At 35.7% G+C, this 15,117-nt stretch carries 11 protein-coding genes and 8 pseudogenes; 9 read left to right on the plus strand and 10 right to left on the minus strand.

What is annotated here, in order from left to right; all coding sequences use genetic code 11:
- From ED2_RS12240 to ED2_RS12260, 5 genes and pseudogenes are all read left to right on the plus strand, one after another.
- A partial coding sequence (locus ED2_RS12240) for a 3'-5' exonuclease (RefSeq protein ID WP_060789846.1) occupies positions 1 to 758 on the plus strand: 758 nt, incomplete at its 5' end.
- 618 nt (positions 759 to 1,376) lie between these two features.
- Positions 1,377 to 2,180: a ParA family protein gene (locus tag ED2_RS12245; RefSeq protein ID WP_060789847.1), complete on the plus strand. Its 804-nt coding sequence runs from the start codon at positions 1,377 to 1,379 to the stop codon at positions 2,178 to 2,180.
- Complete coding sequence (locus ED2_RS12250) at positions 2,180 to 2,548, plus strand: DUF5388 domain-containing protein (RefSeq protein ID WP_005876966.1); 369 nt, start codon at positions 2,180 to 2,182, stop codon at positions 2,546 to 2,548. Before ED2_RS12245 ends, ED2_RS12250 begins: the two co-directional genes overlap by 1 nt.
- A gap of 34 nt (positions 2,549 to 2,582) precedes the next feature.
- Positions 2,583 to 2,927, plus strand: coding sequence for a DUF5388 domain-containing protein (locus ED2_RS12255; RefSeq protein WP_060789848.1), 345 nt, complete (start codon positions 2,583 to 2,585; stop codon positions 2,925 to 2,927).
- Between the two features lie 115 nt (positions 2,928 to 3,042).
- Positions 3,043 to 4,122: pseudogene (locus ED2_RS12260) on the plus strand (IS256 family transposase); the annotation flags it as partial.
- Between the two features lie 58 nt (positions 4,123 to 4,180).
- On the opposite strand, the gene ED2_RS12265 reads toward ED2_RS12260, so the two are convergent.
- From ED2_RS12265 to ED2_RS15140, 6 genes and pseudogenes are all read right to left on the minus strand, one after another.
- Positions 4,181 to 4,477 carry a bacteriocin immunity protein gene (locus ED2_RS12265; RefSeq protein WP_005880299.1) on the minus strand — a complete coding sequence of 99 codons (297 nt, stop codon included), beginning with the start codon at positions 4,475 to 4,477 and terminating at the stop codon, positions 4,181 to 4,183.
- Between the two features lie 59 nt (positions 4,478 to 4,536).
- Positions 4,537 to 5,268 carry an ATP-binding cassette domain-containing protein gene (locus ED2_RS12270; RefSeq protein ID WP_227645003.1) on the minus strand — a complete coding sequence of 244 codons (732 nt, stop codon included), beginning with the start codon at positions 5,266 to 5,268 and terminating at the stop codon, positions 4,537 to 4,539.
- A 32-nt stretch (positions 5,269 to 5,300) separates the two neighbouring features.
- A pseudogene (locus ED2_RS15135) lies at positions 5,301 to 5,777 on the minus strand (ABC transporter transmembrane domain-containing protein); the annotation flags it as partial.
- A gap of 69 nt (positions 5,778 to 5,846) precedes the next feature.
- Positions 5,847 to 7,037: an IS256 family transposase gene (locus tag ED2_RS12280; RefSeq protein WP_060789850.1), complete on the minus strand. Its 1,191-nt coding sequence runs from the start codon at positions 7,035 to 7,037 to the stop codon at positions 5,847 to 5,849.
- 175 nt (positions 7,038 to 7,212) lie between these two features.
- Positions 7,213 to 7,404, minus strand: a pseudogene (locus tag ED2_RS12285) (ATP-binding cassette domain-containing protein); the annotation flags it as partial.
- 135 nt (positions 7,405 to 7,539) lie between these two features.
- Positions 7,540 to 8,033, minus strand: a pseudogene (locus ED2_RS15140) (transposase); the annotation flags it as partial.
- 150 nt (positions 8,034 to 8,183) lie between these two features.
- On the opposite strand from ED2_RS15140, the pseudogene ED2_RS12295 reads away from it, so the two are divergent.
- Positions 8,184 to 8,396: pseudogene (locus ED2_RS12295) on the plus strand (transposase); the annotation flags it as partial.
- 103 nt (positions 8,397 to 8,499) lie between these two features.
- Here ED2_RS12295 and ED2_RS12300 read toward each other — a convergent pair.
- A pseudogene (locus tag ED2_RS12300) lies at positions 8,500 to 9,647 on the minus strand (zinc-dependent alcohol dehydrogenase).
- Between the two features lie 480 nt (positions 9,648 to 10,127).
- Here ED2_RS12300 and ED2_RS12310 point away from each other — a divergent pair.
- Together ED2_RS12310 and ED2_RS15850 are read left to right on the plus strand one after the other, a co-directional pair.
- A pseudogene (locus ED2_RS12310) lies at positions 10,128 to 10,376 on the plus strand (transposase); the annotation flags it as partial.
- Positions 10,377 to 10,673: 297 nt separating this feature from the next.
- Positions 10,674 to 11,072: pseudogene (locus tag ED2_RS15850) on the plus strand (transposase); the annotation flags it as partial.
- A gap of 74 nt (positions 11,073 to 11,146) precedes the next feature.
- Here ED2_RS15850 and fghA read toward each other — a convergent pair.
- Together fghA and ED2_RS12325 are read right to left on the minus strand one after the other, a co-directional pair.
- On the minus strand, positions 11,147 to 11,995 hold the full coding sequence (gene fghA / locus ED2_RS12320) for an S-formylglutathione hydrolase (RefSeq protein ID WP_197669111.1): 849 nt from the start codon (positions 11,993 to 11,995) through the stop codon (positions 11,147 to 11,149).
- Positions 11,985 to 13,100 (minus strand): S-(hydroxymethyl)glutathione dehydrogenase/class III alcohol dehydrogenase, encoded by a 1,116-nt coding sequence (locus tag ED2_RS12325; protein ID WP_005876004.1) that lies wholly within the window; start codon positions 13,098 to 13,100, stop codon positions 11,985 to 11,987. The genes fghA and ED2_RS12325 overlap by 11 nt, the downstream gene beginning before the upstream one ends.
- Positions 13,101 to 13,223: 123 nt before the next feature.
- Here ED2_RS12325 and ED2_RS12330 point away from each other — a divergent pair, with 123 nt between their 5' ends.
- The gene (locus ED2_RS12330) at positions 13,224 to 13,586 is read left to right on the plus strand and encodes a winged helix-turn-helix transcriptional regulator (protein ID WP_002339845.1); all 363 of its coding nucleotides are present in this window, start codon (positions 13,224 to 13,226) and stop codon (positions 13,584 to 13,586) included.
- Between the two features lie 161 nt (positions 13,587 to 13,747).
- Here the strand turns inward: ED2_RS12330 and ED2_RS12335 are convergent, their stop codons facing one another.
- Complete coding sequence (locus ED2_RS12335; RefSeq protein WP_060789853.1) at positions 13,748 to 15,076, minus strand: IS3 family transposase; 1,329 nt, start codon at positions 15,074 to 15,076, stop codon at positions 13,748 to 13,750.
- Positions 15,077 to 15,117: the final 41 nt, after the last annotated feature.

Raw genomic sequence — 15,117 nt, forward strand, 5'->3', positions numbered from 1 at the left:
TTCTTTTCTTGAGTTTTTCTCATAAAATGAAAGAAATCATCAAAGAACAAACGATAGAAAAAAATGAAGATGCGACTATTCAAAACCCTGATAAAGAAAACGTTATCGAAAACAAAATAAATATTGATGATTTGATTAAAAAATCAGTAAATATAACCGGTCCTACCCCTCCCTCGAAATCAAAAAAAGCAGATAAAAAGAGTCCAACTTACATTAAAGCTCGTAAACTGGTTGATGATTACGTCGTAATAGATTTCGAAACCACTGGATTAAGTCCGTTGGATAGCGAAATTATCCAAATTGGTGCTATAAAATATGAATCAAACGAAGAAATTGATCGCATATATCAAAATATTAAACCATTTAGATCAAACATCTCTAAAAGAATAACTAAGATAACTGGATTAGAATTAGAAGATGTCGTAAATATGCCCACATTTGAAGACTTTTCACCTCAGCTAATATCGTTTATTAGTTGTTATACTCTTGTCGCTCATAACGCACCTTTTGATTTAAAGTTTTTGCTGCATCAATTAAATGAAAATAATATTGAATTAAATCAACGAATCCGTGTAATTGATACTTTACCTTTAGCACGAAGACATTTCGAAACTCCGAATCACAAACTAATAACTTTAAAAGATTATCTCAATTTAGATAATAATTCACACGATGCTTTAGAAGACTGTTTAGTTACAAACAAAGTTTATCAATACATTAAACACGAAAACAATAAAATAGTACAAGTCTCAAATTAGTAGATTAATACACTTGTTTTTTAGAATTATAAATAACTCATAAAAAATATTTTGACTTTCAAAATCACTTTTGCTACCAGAAGTTGAGGCGAAGTGTTTTAAGCATAGTTGTATCCTAGTTTGACCGTTAAAAATAAATAACGATCGCTAGAGTGCAACTATGTTTGTTTGCGCTATCGTCAGCGCCGGCTTGGCCTCTCACATCCATTACCGTCGGGATTATCTCCGTTACATACCCTTACAAAATACGCCCTGTAAGCATTGCATGAAACCACCGTGCATTTGCACCGTATTTCCGCCCTAGCCGTTCAAATCGGTCGCTACCACCATTCAGAAACACGTGCGGTAATGGTTACACGTTGCTGTCTCCTAGCATTAGTTATTGCAGCGGCTAATGCTTAACCTTTCTACTTTATCGATAATTTAATATCAGGCAGCTTGGCTCCTACCTCTGATACTATTCGTATGTCTTACAAACAGAATCGTACCAAGCTTTATATTAGTTTTATATAGAGTTTTCAAGGTGTCTGCTTGTACACTTGTACACCATTTTTTTGAATGTTACTCATCTGTGGCATACTGTAAAAAAAAATAGTACACCAACGGAGGTAGACAACTGTGGAAAAGGTTCTTTCATTTGCAAACTTTAAAGGCGGAGTCGGTAAAACCAGCACGACTGCTCTTGTCGGATATAATTTGGCTAAAGTTGGCAAAAGAGTATTAATGATTGATTTGGATGCTCAAGCAAATTTGACTTCTTTAATGTTTAAAACAAGTTCTAATGACAATGAAATTACAACAATCGACAAATCTCTTATGAGAGGTATTACAGAAAATATTGAATCTGATAAATTAGCATTAGTAATCAAAGAAAATCTCTACTTAATACCCAACGCTGTAGATTTTTCAGTTTATCCAAGATATTTAGAAAAGAACTTTAATGCTGAGATTGATCGAGTGAAGTACTTAAAAGAATATATAAAGCCTTTGATTTCAAAATTTGATTATATATTTTTAGATGTACCGCCAACTTTGTCACTTCTTAATGACACTGCTTTCTATGCTTGCGATCAGATTATTGTTGTCCTTCAAACGCAAGAAAGAAGTTTGACTGGTGCAGAGGTATTTATTCAATATTTGCAAAACACTTTAATTGACGAATTCAATGCCAGTTGTGATGTTTTAGGTATACTTCCAGTGTTAAGCAAACGGAATGCACGTGTAGACGAAGAAATACTAGAATTGGCTACAGAAGAATTTGGTGAAGAATATATATTTGATCATAAAATTTCTTTAATGGAGCGAGTTAAGCGTGTGGACATGACTGGCATCACAGATAATCCTAAAGATCCGCACGATAAAAAGGTGCATAGTATTTTTACTTTGGTAGGGGAAGAAATATTAGAGAGGATTGATGGATAATGGGAATGATGAATCAGAGTAATAAAAAGAAATTGGAACGGAAGCCTAATCCTGTTATAAATCAACAAATAGATCGGAATGAATTAAATATTGGCAGGATACTTTCCAATTCGGAATCCGAACCTTCTAAATTAGGAATAAGAAGCACGACTGAACGCGCTACTATAAAAGTGGATAATCACGTTCGAAATATGCTGACATCTCTAGTAAATATCGGAATGTTTGATTCTCAAAAAGATGCTGTTGAAAAAATGTGCTTTTCAACGCTAGATAGCTTATCTGACGACGAACGAAAAAGATTTGATTTTATTTTAGATTCTTTAGAGCTAAAAGATTATAACAAACAACAACGTGCAAAAAAGATTTAAAAGGAGGAACGGGCTGAGGGATAAAGAAGCTACATTGATAGCGCAAGCCAAAAAGTTGAGTTTAGATTTATATGAAATTTTTAATCAATTAAACGAGGAACGAGAGATAGAAAAAGATACTACTAAACATTCTGTAGTTATTGCTGCAAATAATTACAGTCCGACAGAAACAACTTTAAAAATTGACACTAGACTTAGAGATCAAATTAATGCACTTAGTTTGATTGGTTATGGGAATACTCAAAAAGAGACTGTAGCGTTGTTGATTCAGAATGTGCTGGATTCTATGACAGAAGATGAACGAAGAAAATTTAACGTTCAGTATCAAGTTTTAGAGGATAAGACGATAAAGCAAGCTAAAAAGAGTAAGGCAAAGTAATATTTTTGTTATCTGAATCAAGTTAATGCTAATAAATTTCACAATCTTAAAAATTCAAAAAACAAAGGAACACAAGAGGTAGTTAACTAGACCAATTTATTTTCACAATGGAATGGCAACACTGCTACAAGCTGAATTAACGGCTTTTATTGATTATGAGAAATATAATCGCACTGGTTTTAATTCAGGTAATTCCCGAAATGGGAATTATTCTCGTTCATTTAAAACAGAGTTTGGAGAATTAAATTTGGCAATTCCTAGAGATAGAAACGGAGAGTTTTCTCAACAAACGTTGCCTGCTTATAAAAGAAGTAACGACTCTTTAGAAACCACCATTATCCAATTATTTCAAAAAGGAATCACTATGTCTGAAATCTCTGAGTTGATTGAAAAAATATATGGTCATTACTATACGCCACAAACCATTTCCAATATCACTCAAATAGTATCTGAAGATGTTGTTGCTTTTAAAGAAAGGTCCTTAGAATCCCAATACTCAATCATTTTTATGGATGCTACTCACATTCCTTTAAAAAGACAAACTGTCTCAAAAGAAGCTGTATATATTGTCATAGGTATCCGACTAGATGGGACCAAAGAGGTTCTTGGGTTTAGTATTGCTCCAACTGAGTCTTCGTATGTTTGGAAAGAAATACTTCAAGACTTAAAAGACCGTGGTTTAGAAGAGGTTTTATTAGTCGTAACTGATGGTTTAAGCGGCATTAACGATAGTATCCATAGTATTTATCCAAATGCTCAATTTCAACAATGTTGTGTCCATATCTCTAGAAACATTGCTCATAAGGTTCGTGTTAGTGACCGACAAGAAGTCTGTAATGATTTTAAATTGGTTTATCAAGCAGCTTCAAAAGAAGAAGCTATGAATCAAATAAGTTTTATGATAGATAAATGGAAAAAGCAGTATCCACGAGTAGTTAAATTACTCGTGAATCCTGCTATATTAACCTTTTATAATTTTCCTCCATCAATCAGAAGAACCATTTATTCAACTAACTTGATTGAAGGTTTTAACAAACAATTAAAGAAATATACAAAAAGAAAAGAACAATTTCCTAATGAAGAATCTCTGGAGAGATTCTTAGTTTCTCAATTCAACAACTATAATCAGAAGTTTTTGTGTCGGATTCATAAAGGTTTTAAAGAAATACAAGATACATTAGAATCAATGTTTTAACTTAACCGACAGAATGGTTTTTTCCATTTACACATAATTCTTGACGCAACCGAAATTACTAATAACCATATCTTATATTAGATATAGACATCAATTCTTTTAATTTTTTTGATTGCTTTGCATTTAAAGATACACCGTCTTTTTTTATTGCATTTGATATTTCTAAATTCATACGACTTAAAATTAAAGGTACTGAAGTTCCTTCATTTTTCAGATTTCCAAGGTAGGTGTGCAATATCATTCGAAGGGAATCATTTTCTAAATCTGTCTCTAAATCATCTAATAATTCAGTAATAATTATTTCTGCTCTTTTGCTTCGATCATCTCCGCCAGAAAACCATTTTAAATTACTCATTTATTAATCCTCCTTAATTTTAATTTACTTTTAAATAATTTTATTATAATTTCTCGAAGTCACTTTTTATCTAAATCAATTATCAAATCGCACTTGTTTATTAAGTTAAGGTTATGGGATATCATTATTAATGTCTTATTAGAGTATGTTAATAACTTATCAAAAATTCGCATTTCAGTTTTAGAATCTAGAGCACTCGTAGCTTCATCTAACAATAAAACTTTACTTTCTGATAATAAAACTCTTGCTAGAGCTATTCTTTGCTTTTGACCACCTGATAAATTCGTTCTATTTTCTTCTAGATACGTATCAAGACCCAGAGGAAGCTCATTAATAAAACTCCACAAACAAGTATCTTTCAATACTTTATCAAATTCTTTTTCATTAGGGACACTTTCTAAACCTAAAACTAAATTATCTTTAATGGATCCACTCACAATAAAAGATTCTTGAGGAACATAAGTAATTAATTTACGTAAGTCTTTTCTATTAATATTTTCAATATTTTTCTCATTTATACAAATTTTCCCGCTATCTGGTACATAAAATCCAGCTAGAAGTTGTGCTAAAGTTGACTTTCCCACACCACTATCACCTTTTATTCCTATGTTTTTGTTTAGAGGTAAAGAAAGATTTATATTATCTAATACGTTAGAATATTTAGAAGAATAAGTAAAATATACATTTTCAAATGTAATTATTGAGTTTTCAGGTAATCGTTCCAAATGAATAAGCTTATCTTTGTCTTCATGATCTATAGAAAATACATCGTTAAGTCGAGTATTTGCCACTTGTGCTTTTTGAAATTTTTCTTGTAGATTTATTATGTTTTGTATAGGTGCAGAGAAAAGTATAGATAATGAATTGAAAGATTTAATTCTCCTATTGTAATTTTACCATTAATAATATCATATGAACCAATCCACAATACAAACGCCGACATTAAAAAAGATATCATTATTTTTAAATTTTGAGTTACAGAATCATACATATTTCGTTTTAATGATACATCAAAAAAATCATTTAAACTTTTATATATTTGATTTACAATTTTTTTCTCACTACAAAGTGCTTTTATAGTATGTATACCGTTTAATGATTCAATAAAGTTTGAATCTAATATTGAATTCTTTTGCATCTCTTCTACATTTAATCGAATCATCTTTTTATTCGATCCTAAAATAATTATAATATAAAAAGGTATAGAACTTAAAGTTATTAAAAACAATTGTTTATTAATGTTAATCAGTATCAGCCCTACAACTATAACTGAACTTAAATCTAATAAAATAGATATTGTAAATCTAGCTAGGGAGCGTCAATAATTTTGTGTAAATGGTTCTTCCCTACTGTAGATTGTAGATTGTTTCTAATTCTCCATCGATTGACTCAGCATTTGTTCGAGCTCGCCTTCGGCCTGTTGGAAACCTTTATGACTGCGACCTAGGAATTTTTGGTTGTAAGTATCAAAAGACGAGACTAAGAAACGTTCCATCGACTCTTCATTTTGGAACTGTTCCTTGCGGTGGCTGTATTTCTTGATTTGCTTATTAAAGGATTCAATCAAGTTCGTAGAGTAAATAGTCTTGCGTATGGCTAATGGGAAATCATAGAAAGTGAGCAGGTAATCGTTCGAAAGGATCGATTCCACCATTTTTGGATAACTGGTTTTCCATTTTTCCGCAAAAGCACCACGTGCTTCCAATGCCGCCTTTTTAGATGACGCTTGATACACCATTTTAAAATCATCACAGACTTCCTTACGACCATCGACACGCACTTTGTGACTGATATTACGGGAAACGTGCACACAGCAATGTTGAAAACGGGCTTTGGGGTAGAACCGCTGCACGGCCGCTGCCATCCCCTTTAAGCCATCCGTGATGAAAAGGAGGACGTTTTTCACGCCACGTTCCTGAAGGTCTATTAAAATCTCTTCCCAAATCGTGATAGATTCAGTTGGTGCAATCGCATAGCTCAACACTTCCTTTGAACCGTCCGGGCAAATGCCAACTGCGATATGAATGGCTTCCTTGGCGCCGGTTTTCCGCTTTAAAGGGATATAGGTTGCGTCCATATAAATAGCGGCATAACGGTCATGAAGCTCACGTTCCTTAAATGAAGTGACTTCTTCCGTAAATGATTTAGTCATATTGGACATGGTTTGGGGCGTGTAGTGATGCCCATACATTTTCTCAATCAAGTCTGCGATTTCCGACATGGTAATACCTTTTCGGAAGAGGTGAATGACGGTCTCCTCTAAGGTATCATTCGTCCGTCTATAAGCAGGAACAGTCTGTTGCTTGAACTCGCCGTTGCGGTCGCGCGGAATCTGGAGATGAAGTTCCCCGTACTCGGTCTTGACCGTACGGTCATAGGAGCCGTTACGAGAATTACCCGTGTTAAAACCAATGCGATCGTACTTTTCGTAATCGAGGAAAGCCGTTAACTCCGTTTTGAGAAGCGTATTGACAGCTTTTTCCAAATGGACACGGAATAATTCATTCAAATCGCCTTTGTTCGCTAGATTCTTTAGAATTTCTGTAGTAAAATCGTTCATATGGAAGTCCTCTTTTCTGTGAATGTGTTGTGGTAACTCTATTCTACAGAAGGGACTTCCTTTTTTCTATTTACACAAAATATTTTACACTCTCATTTTGAGAAGTATAAATGAAAATAAGCTTAAATATTAGTAATTATATCTTTAAGAAAACATAATTTATTTAATGAAAAAAAGGGACAAGCTCAATTTTTTGTTTGGCTCTTACTAAATCTGTATCAATATCATAGCCGAATATTTTGACCTCACCTGAAGTTTTATTTACTAATGAAGTAATAATTCCAATATTCGTGGATTTGCCTGCCCCATTTAGTCTCAGGAGTGCGTAAAAATCTCCTTCATCCACTGTTAAGTCAATTCCTTTCAAAGCTTCTACGCCTGTAGCGCAAGGCTTTTTTTAATTCTTAATTTCTAATGCAAATGACATTAATGAATTCTCACTTTCTCCCTGTAAGTTGCGTTCTATCCTCTACTGACCGAAATAAAATCATGCAACCAAGGAGGTCACATGACTTTTTGCCAGAGCAGCTTTGATTTTTCGCGTACCATAGTTCTTGCGGCTGCAATCGAATTCTTCTATTACGGCCTCTTCAAGCGCAGCTTCACTAGGCTTTTCCTTTGTTGTATAGTAATACGTCTGACGGGAGATATTTAACAATTGTCACATCGCTGATATGGAGTAAGTATGCTTATTTGCATCGATTACTTGTCTTTTCATCCAAATATCAGCGCAGCTTGCTTTAAAATATCATTCTCCATCTCAAGTTGTTGGTTTCGTTTGCGTAAGCCTATAAGCTCTTTTTCCGCGGAGGTCAAATTATCGGCTGCTTTGAATGAACTTGTCTTTTTTGCCTGACGGACCCATTTGTCAAAGGACGATGGTGTTAGTTCATATTTTCTGATGATGTCGACTCTTGGTTTCCCCGAATTTAATAAGTCAACCATTTGTTGTTTAAATTCTTGCGTGTAGGTTCTGCGTTCTCTTCTTGGCGACATGAAATGATCCTCCAGTGTGTTTTCTTATAGTTTAGACACCTTATCTTTTCTGTCTAGTTTATTGTAGCCTATCCACAAAAGGATACAGACAGTTTTTTTTATACAATAAATAGCATGGATATAAACCTTCCCGAATAGTTTAGAAAGAAACTAACCTTCTTGAACAAGTACAAACAGGGCATTCAAAATGCATTTGAAACAAAGTATAATAATGGTGCCTTAGAAGAAACAAATAATAAAATTAAAGTGATAAAGAGAGTAGCCTACGGCTACCGTAACTTCTTCAACTTTCGTGCCAGAATTTATATTATGCAAGGACTTATTTTTACAACAAAAATAAGTCCAGTTAAACAATCTGTTTAACTGGATCAGACTTGATTTTTCAGTTGAATTTATCTTTACCAACACTAAATGTCGAAGAGCCTTTGTTTTTAGAGCTAATTATCTCCCAGCCACACTATTTCTTTTAAGACATACCTGGCTTCAATACTACTTTAATGTTATTATCTGCTTTTTTGTCAAAAATATCGTATGCTTCAGCCGCACGTTCCAAAGGCATTGTATGTGTAATGATATCTGATGGATCGAATTCCCCTTTTTCAATCATGTCATAGATTTTCGGCATCAAGTGAATAACCGGAGCTTGTCCCATTTTGATACTCACATTACGAGTGAAGAAATCTTGGAACGGGAAATTCGTTGCTGGAGTCATGTAAACCCCAGTTACCATCAATGTCCCAAATTTCTTCACAGCTTCACTTGCCGTTTGTAGCGGTGAGTAATAACCGCTTTGCAAGGTAAGAATCTCTTTAGCTTTTTCTTTGATTGGTCTTACGCCATCCATCCCTACACAATCTATTACTACTTCAGCGCCGCCCTTAGTCATTTCATACAATTCACTACCCACTTCAGAAACATCTGAAAAATTCACGATCTCTACGCCGTTCATTTTTTTTGCATGTTGCAAACGATGTTCGACGTTGTCTACGGCAATTACACGTTTAGCACCTTTCATTTTGGCAAATTTTTGTACAAATAATCCGATAGGTCCAGAACCCAATACGATTACTGTATCTCCTGGTTTCATGCCACTATGTTCAACACTCCAATATGCTGTTGGCAGTACATCTGATAGAAATAATACCTTCTCATCCGGCAGATTACTTTCAGGAACAACAAAAGAAGTAAAATCTGCAAATGGGACACGTAAATATTCAGCTTGTCCTCCAGGATAATTTCCTTCCATTTTACCAAAACCGAACAATCCACCTTGATCAAACATTGGATTAGGATTGGAATTGTCACATTGACTTTCCATATGATGAGTACAGAAATGACACTCTCCACAACCAATGTTGAAAGGGATAACGACTCGGTTGCCTTTTTTCACTTTCGTCACTGCAGAACCAACTTCTTCTACAATTCCCATAGGCTCATGCCTACTACATAGTCTTCTTCCATGACCGGTTTCCCGTTATGGTATAAATGCAAGTCAGAACCGCAAATAGCTGTTGCTGTAATGCGAACGATCATATCGGTTGGTTCTTCAATCGTTGGATCTGGGACTGTTTTGACTTCCATTTTTTCATTTCCTTGCCATGTTACTGCGCGCATAAAATCTCTCCTTTTTGTAAAAGTGATAGTTTCAGCTTATGAAAGCAGTTTATCATCTTTTTTTATAAGTAAAAAGCTAAGACTTCACTTACGTTTACGAACTTTCTTTATTTTTGTTCCACTTTTAGCTGTGCCATATGATTTTTCTCATAAACAACAAGGGATTCCTACTACTAAAGCTACGATTGGAAAGCCGCTATCTATGAATAACCATTCTATGACCTATACGGAAATGTAGATCAGATGAATAAACACCATCAACCCTATGTAAATCTTATACCATTTTCGCTCAATTTTTGGCATCAAAAAAAACATTCTCTCAGTATCCTGAAGTATTCATGTTTTTCCAAAAATGCTTCAAAAAACTTGTTATAATAGTCTATTTTGTTTCGTTCATTCGCACCCTTTGGGTGTACAAAAAGAACCTCAATCTGCTATGGTTAAAGCGACTAAACCAAACCAAAGAAAGGGGTTCTCTCAATGGCAACTTCACGCGAAAATCGTTTACTTTTCAATTCAAATATCTCGGTATCTCACTCTGGTGGAAATTTATCCTCAGATTCCGGCTTAATATTAGCAAAAGAACTCATGGATAAATTTAAGTTTAGCCAAATCCTATGTAAAAATATCCAGATTCAAGACGACCGACTGTATTATATTCATGAAAATGAATGCATTCTGGAACAAATCGTCTTACAGTTAATTGCAGGGTATGGAAGTGAAGAAAATTACCAGACAGTTGTGGATACGTTTGATAAAGTCCCTTTAATCCCCTACGGCATGTATCATAAAGAGAAAAGTAAAAAATATGCTTCTAATCCAAAACATCGCCATAACTGAGATTATCATGGGAATGAAGATTACTATGCTGACTTAGATGGTGTCCGCTTTAGCTTTTCACACTACAGCACTCAGAATGATAAAAATAGTTTTGAAAGACAATTTAACGTTTACAAGGCTGATGCGGAGCAACAGAATGAAAAGCTCGATTGATTAGCCAAAACACCCAAAGGTGTCCAACGCCAGACGTCGGTAAATTACAATTGGGAATATTTTAAGCATCATGTAAAAGAAAACCTCGAAAATGATCATGGAAAAGCCATCTACGCTCAACGCAAAATTGACGTAGAAACTATTTTTGATCGATTGAAAGGTGGAATTGGTACGCGAAGAACCCATGTCAGAGGCAAGCAAGCTGTACATACTGACATTGGAATGATGCTTATGAGCATGAACCTAACCAAATTAGCCCTTGAGGCTAGAAGAAAAGTGGAAGCTTTTCAACACAAATCAGTCAAAAATAAAAACCGCGACGAAACAATCACATTTATGATTATTTCATCGCGGTTTTTATTTTTAGAGCTAGTTATTTCCCAGCAACTTTTTCATTTTCTAGGTACCTTTCCATTAGGCGCTTACTTTTAACAAAAGACTTATGGAACATTATAAAGTTCAACAATCAAACCACTTTAAATAGAGTGAGCATTTAAATCAAAGAATTATCTTAAGTACGCCATATGAAAAGCGAAATGATCTTCCAAGAAAGTAGCAATGAAGAAGTAGCTATGGTCGTAGCCTTCTTCCTTTTTGTAATCTACGGCTACATTATTTTCCTGAACATTTTTCAAAAAATACGTTTCTGTTAATTGTTCTGGATAAAACCCATCCTCAGTTCCTTGCGTAATAAGAATAGGCGGCATCCCGGTTCCTTTAACTAGTTCGGAAGCATCCCACTCTTTCCAAGAAGTTTGATTCTTCCCTAAATACGTAGTGAAGGCTTTGATCCCCCAAGGAACTTGACTAGGGCTCAAAATTGGAGAGAAAGCCGAAATCGCTTTGAATCGCTCTGTATTTTTCATGCCTGTTACCAAAGCGCCATGTCCTCCCATAGAATGCCCCATAATGCTCTCATTCCCTGAGAAGTTGGGCACTAGAGAGTACGCAATCGCGGTTAACTCCTTTGTGATATAAGCATACATCTTATAATGCTTGGCCCATGGTTCTTGGGTCGCATCCAAATAAAATCCTGCACCTTGGCCAAGATCCCAAGTCTCATCATCAGCAACATGTTCTCCGCGTGGTGACGTATCGGGAATCATGACAGCCACTTGATATTTTTCAGCCAATCTTTGGAAGCCACTTTTATGACTAAAATTATCATCGGTACACGTTAAACCCGATAACCACCAAATAAGCGGGATTTTTTCCATTCCTTTATTGGACGGCAAGTAGAGACTAAAGGTCATGTTGCACTGTAACACTTCTGAATAATGACTGTACTTACGCTGTTCTCCACCAAAAGAGAGGTGGTTTTCAATAAGCTTAAGATTCACTTCTTCACTCCTCATATGTTAAAATCGTTCGAATCGATTCGCCACTATGAAGCAAATCAAATGCCTCATTAATGTCAGTAAAGTTTAAGTGATGGGTGATATAGGGGTCCAAGTCAATTTTACCCTCCATAAAGTCCTCCACCATTCCTGGTAGTTCCGTTCTACCTTTGACTCCGCCAAAGGCTGATCCACGCCATACGCGCCCCGTTACCAATTGGAATGGGCGAGTATGAATCTCTTTTCCTGCGCCGGCTACACCGATAATAGTGCTTTCCCCCCAGCCTTTATGACAACATTCAAGAGCAGCCTTCATAACTTCCACATTTCCAATACACTCGAAGCTATAATCAACTCCCCCATCCGTCATTTCAACGATGACCTCTTGAATAGGACGATCAAATTTAGCTGGATTCACAAAATCGGTTGCGCCCATTTTTTTAGCTAATTCAAACTTATCTTCATCTAAGTCGACAGCAATAATTCGGCTGGCATTTGCTTGGACCAATCCTTGTATAACAGCTAAACCGATAGCCCCAAGGCCAAATACGGCTGTTACTGCACCTTCTTCCACTTTTGCCGTTTTGTGTACAGCACCTATCCCTGTAGTTACACCGCACCCAAATAAAGCGACTTTATCAAGGGGTGCTTCTGAGTTAATTTTTGCTAAAGAAATCTCAGGTACAACTGTATATTCGCTAAAGGTACTGGTTCCCATATAATGATAAATCGGCTCACCCTTATAAGAGAAACGTGTAGTTCCATCAGGCATTAAACCTTTGCCTTGCGTTTCTCGAACGGCACTACATAAGTTGGTCTTACCAGAAAGACAGAATTTACATTCCCCACATTCAGCCGTGTACAGTGGAATCACATGGTCTCCTGGTTTTACGGAAGTCACTTCATCCCCTACAGAAACGACAACACCAGCACCTTCATGACCTAGTACAGCCGGAAATACACCTTCTGGATCATCACCCGATAAAGTAAACGCATCAGTATGACAAACTGAAGTATGCAAGATTTTTACTAAGACCTCTTTTGCCTTTGGTTCTTCTACATCGATTTCTACAATTTGAAGCGGTTCTCCTGGTTTAAATGCAACAGCAGCTTTACTTTTCAATTGAATACCTTCTTTCTTTTGTTTGCTAATTTACTTTTCCATAATCTCATATTATAATTCATTAGACAATACTGACGATTTTGTCACTATAAACAAAATATCAATAGAAAGAGATGGTACTATATGACCATTCATTATAAAGAAAAAACTTTTTTCACTAGCAAGGATTTGGCTTTATCCGTTATAGGTGGACGTTGGAAAATAGCGATTATCTGGTGTTTGCTCCAACAGTCTCCATTAAGGTTAAGTGAAATACAAAGATACCTTCCCGATGTCAATCAACGTATGTTAATTAGACAATTAAGGGAATTAGAAGAAGATCAAATTATTACTAGGGTTGTATACCCGGTTGTACCTCCTAAAGTAGAGTATCAACTAAGTGAAATTGGTTTACTCTTAGAACCCGTTGTAACTTCTATTTGTGATTGGGGAGATAGTTTTAGAGAATTTTTGAAAGAAAACGCTGACAAAATTTCAGTTGAATAATAAACTGCACAAACATTTTTGAAAACAAAAGTCCCTAATCACTTGCGCGAAGGCGTTTCTCAACTTCTTGAATGATCAATTTGATAGAAGAATTTGAGAAAAAGAAGTCAGGCTGCAGGCTAAAGTGGTACCCATGTCAAGGACACAATAAAAAAAAGAGATTAAGCAACTTGAAGATGATTCCTATATTGAACGAGGGTCATCTTTTTTAAATTCCATTGATAACGGTAATTATTACAGTAGACCATGTAATGATTGATTCTTGCCTTCAGTTCTTCCAACGTTTTTGCTGATTTATAATCCATTTCATCCTTCAGATGGCCAAAGAAGGATTCCTGAGGCGCATTGTCCCAGCAGTTGCCCCTGCGAGACATAGAATGACCTAGATTGTATTTCTTCAAAAGCTTATGGAACTGAGGGCTTGTATAGTGACTTCCCTGATCAGAGTGGATAAAGGCATCTTTATGAAGCGTCACTTTCTTGTTGTTCTTCAATTTAAGAATGGTTCTAGTCGCAATATCTAAGGTAAGCCGATTGGATACATGATAAGCTAGGATTTCATTCGTACAAGCATCTTTTACGGTCGACAAATAAGCCATATTCGTCTCGTTATATGGCAAATAAGTGATATCTGTCAGTAACACCTTTCCAGGGATGCCCTGCTTAAATTCTCTATTTAATTTATTGGCAACGACTTGATGCTCCTTCGTAGCTTTAGCGATTCTTTTATATGGATTTGGCTTTCTATGAGAGCATACGATACCATATTTTCTCATGATTCTCCTAATTTTTTTACGGCTGAAATGAATGGCGAACTCATTCTCCAATATCATCTTAATGGAACGTGAACCTTTCTTATACCCCCTACGATCGAAAGCTTTTAAAATGAGGTTCTTTGCTTCAGAATCTAGTTTCTCCCTTGCTTCTCGGATAGGGGCCGCATTCAAGTAACTATAATATCCATACCGGGAAACACCCAGAAGTTCACAAAAGTACCGAGTCATTCCCTTAAATACGTTTTGCGCAAGTGTCTCCTTGATCAATGGATACGCCTTATCTGGCGTTAGATTTTCGCTTGCGTTTTGCAGCCTCCTTTCGGTCGTTTCTAGCTTTTTTAGCAGTTCCATCTGTCCTTCCAATAACTCGATCCTATCCTTTTGCCTCTCAATTATTTCAGACGGTGTAAGCGTACGATTTAAGGGTCTACCAGAAGATGTTTTTCTCGAACCTGTCAGCCCAATCAAGCCATTCTTTTCATAAGCTTTTTTCCATCTGAAAGCTGATTGTTCAATTCGCTTTATGCCAATGACATCCACATCAAAGTCGTTCTCCTCAAAAATCTGACGAGGGAGTTTGCCAGCTTGGTAGTCATCGATAAATCTATTTTTAAATTCGTCTGTATAAGTAATGGCCTTTTCGCTAACACGCTGCACATTTGGATTATTTTGAAGAGTGTTTATCTCTTTAGTTGAAAAAGTTATTTTACTCATAATATCCCCTCACTCTCATATTCTTAATTCAAGTATTGGAA

It is taken from the genome of Enterococcus durans NBRC 100479 = LMG 10746 (assembly GCF_001544215.1).
Taxonomy (GTDB): domain Bacteria; phylum Bacillota; class Bacilli; order Lactobacillales; family Enterococcaceae; genus Enterococcus_B; species Enterococcus_B durans.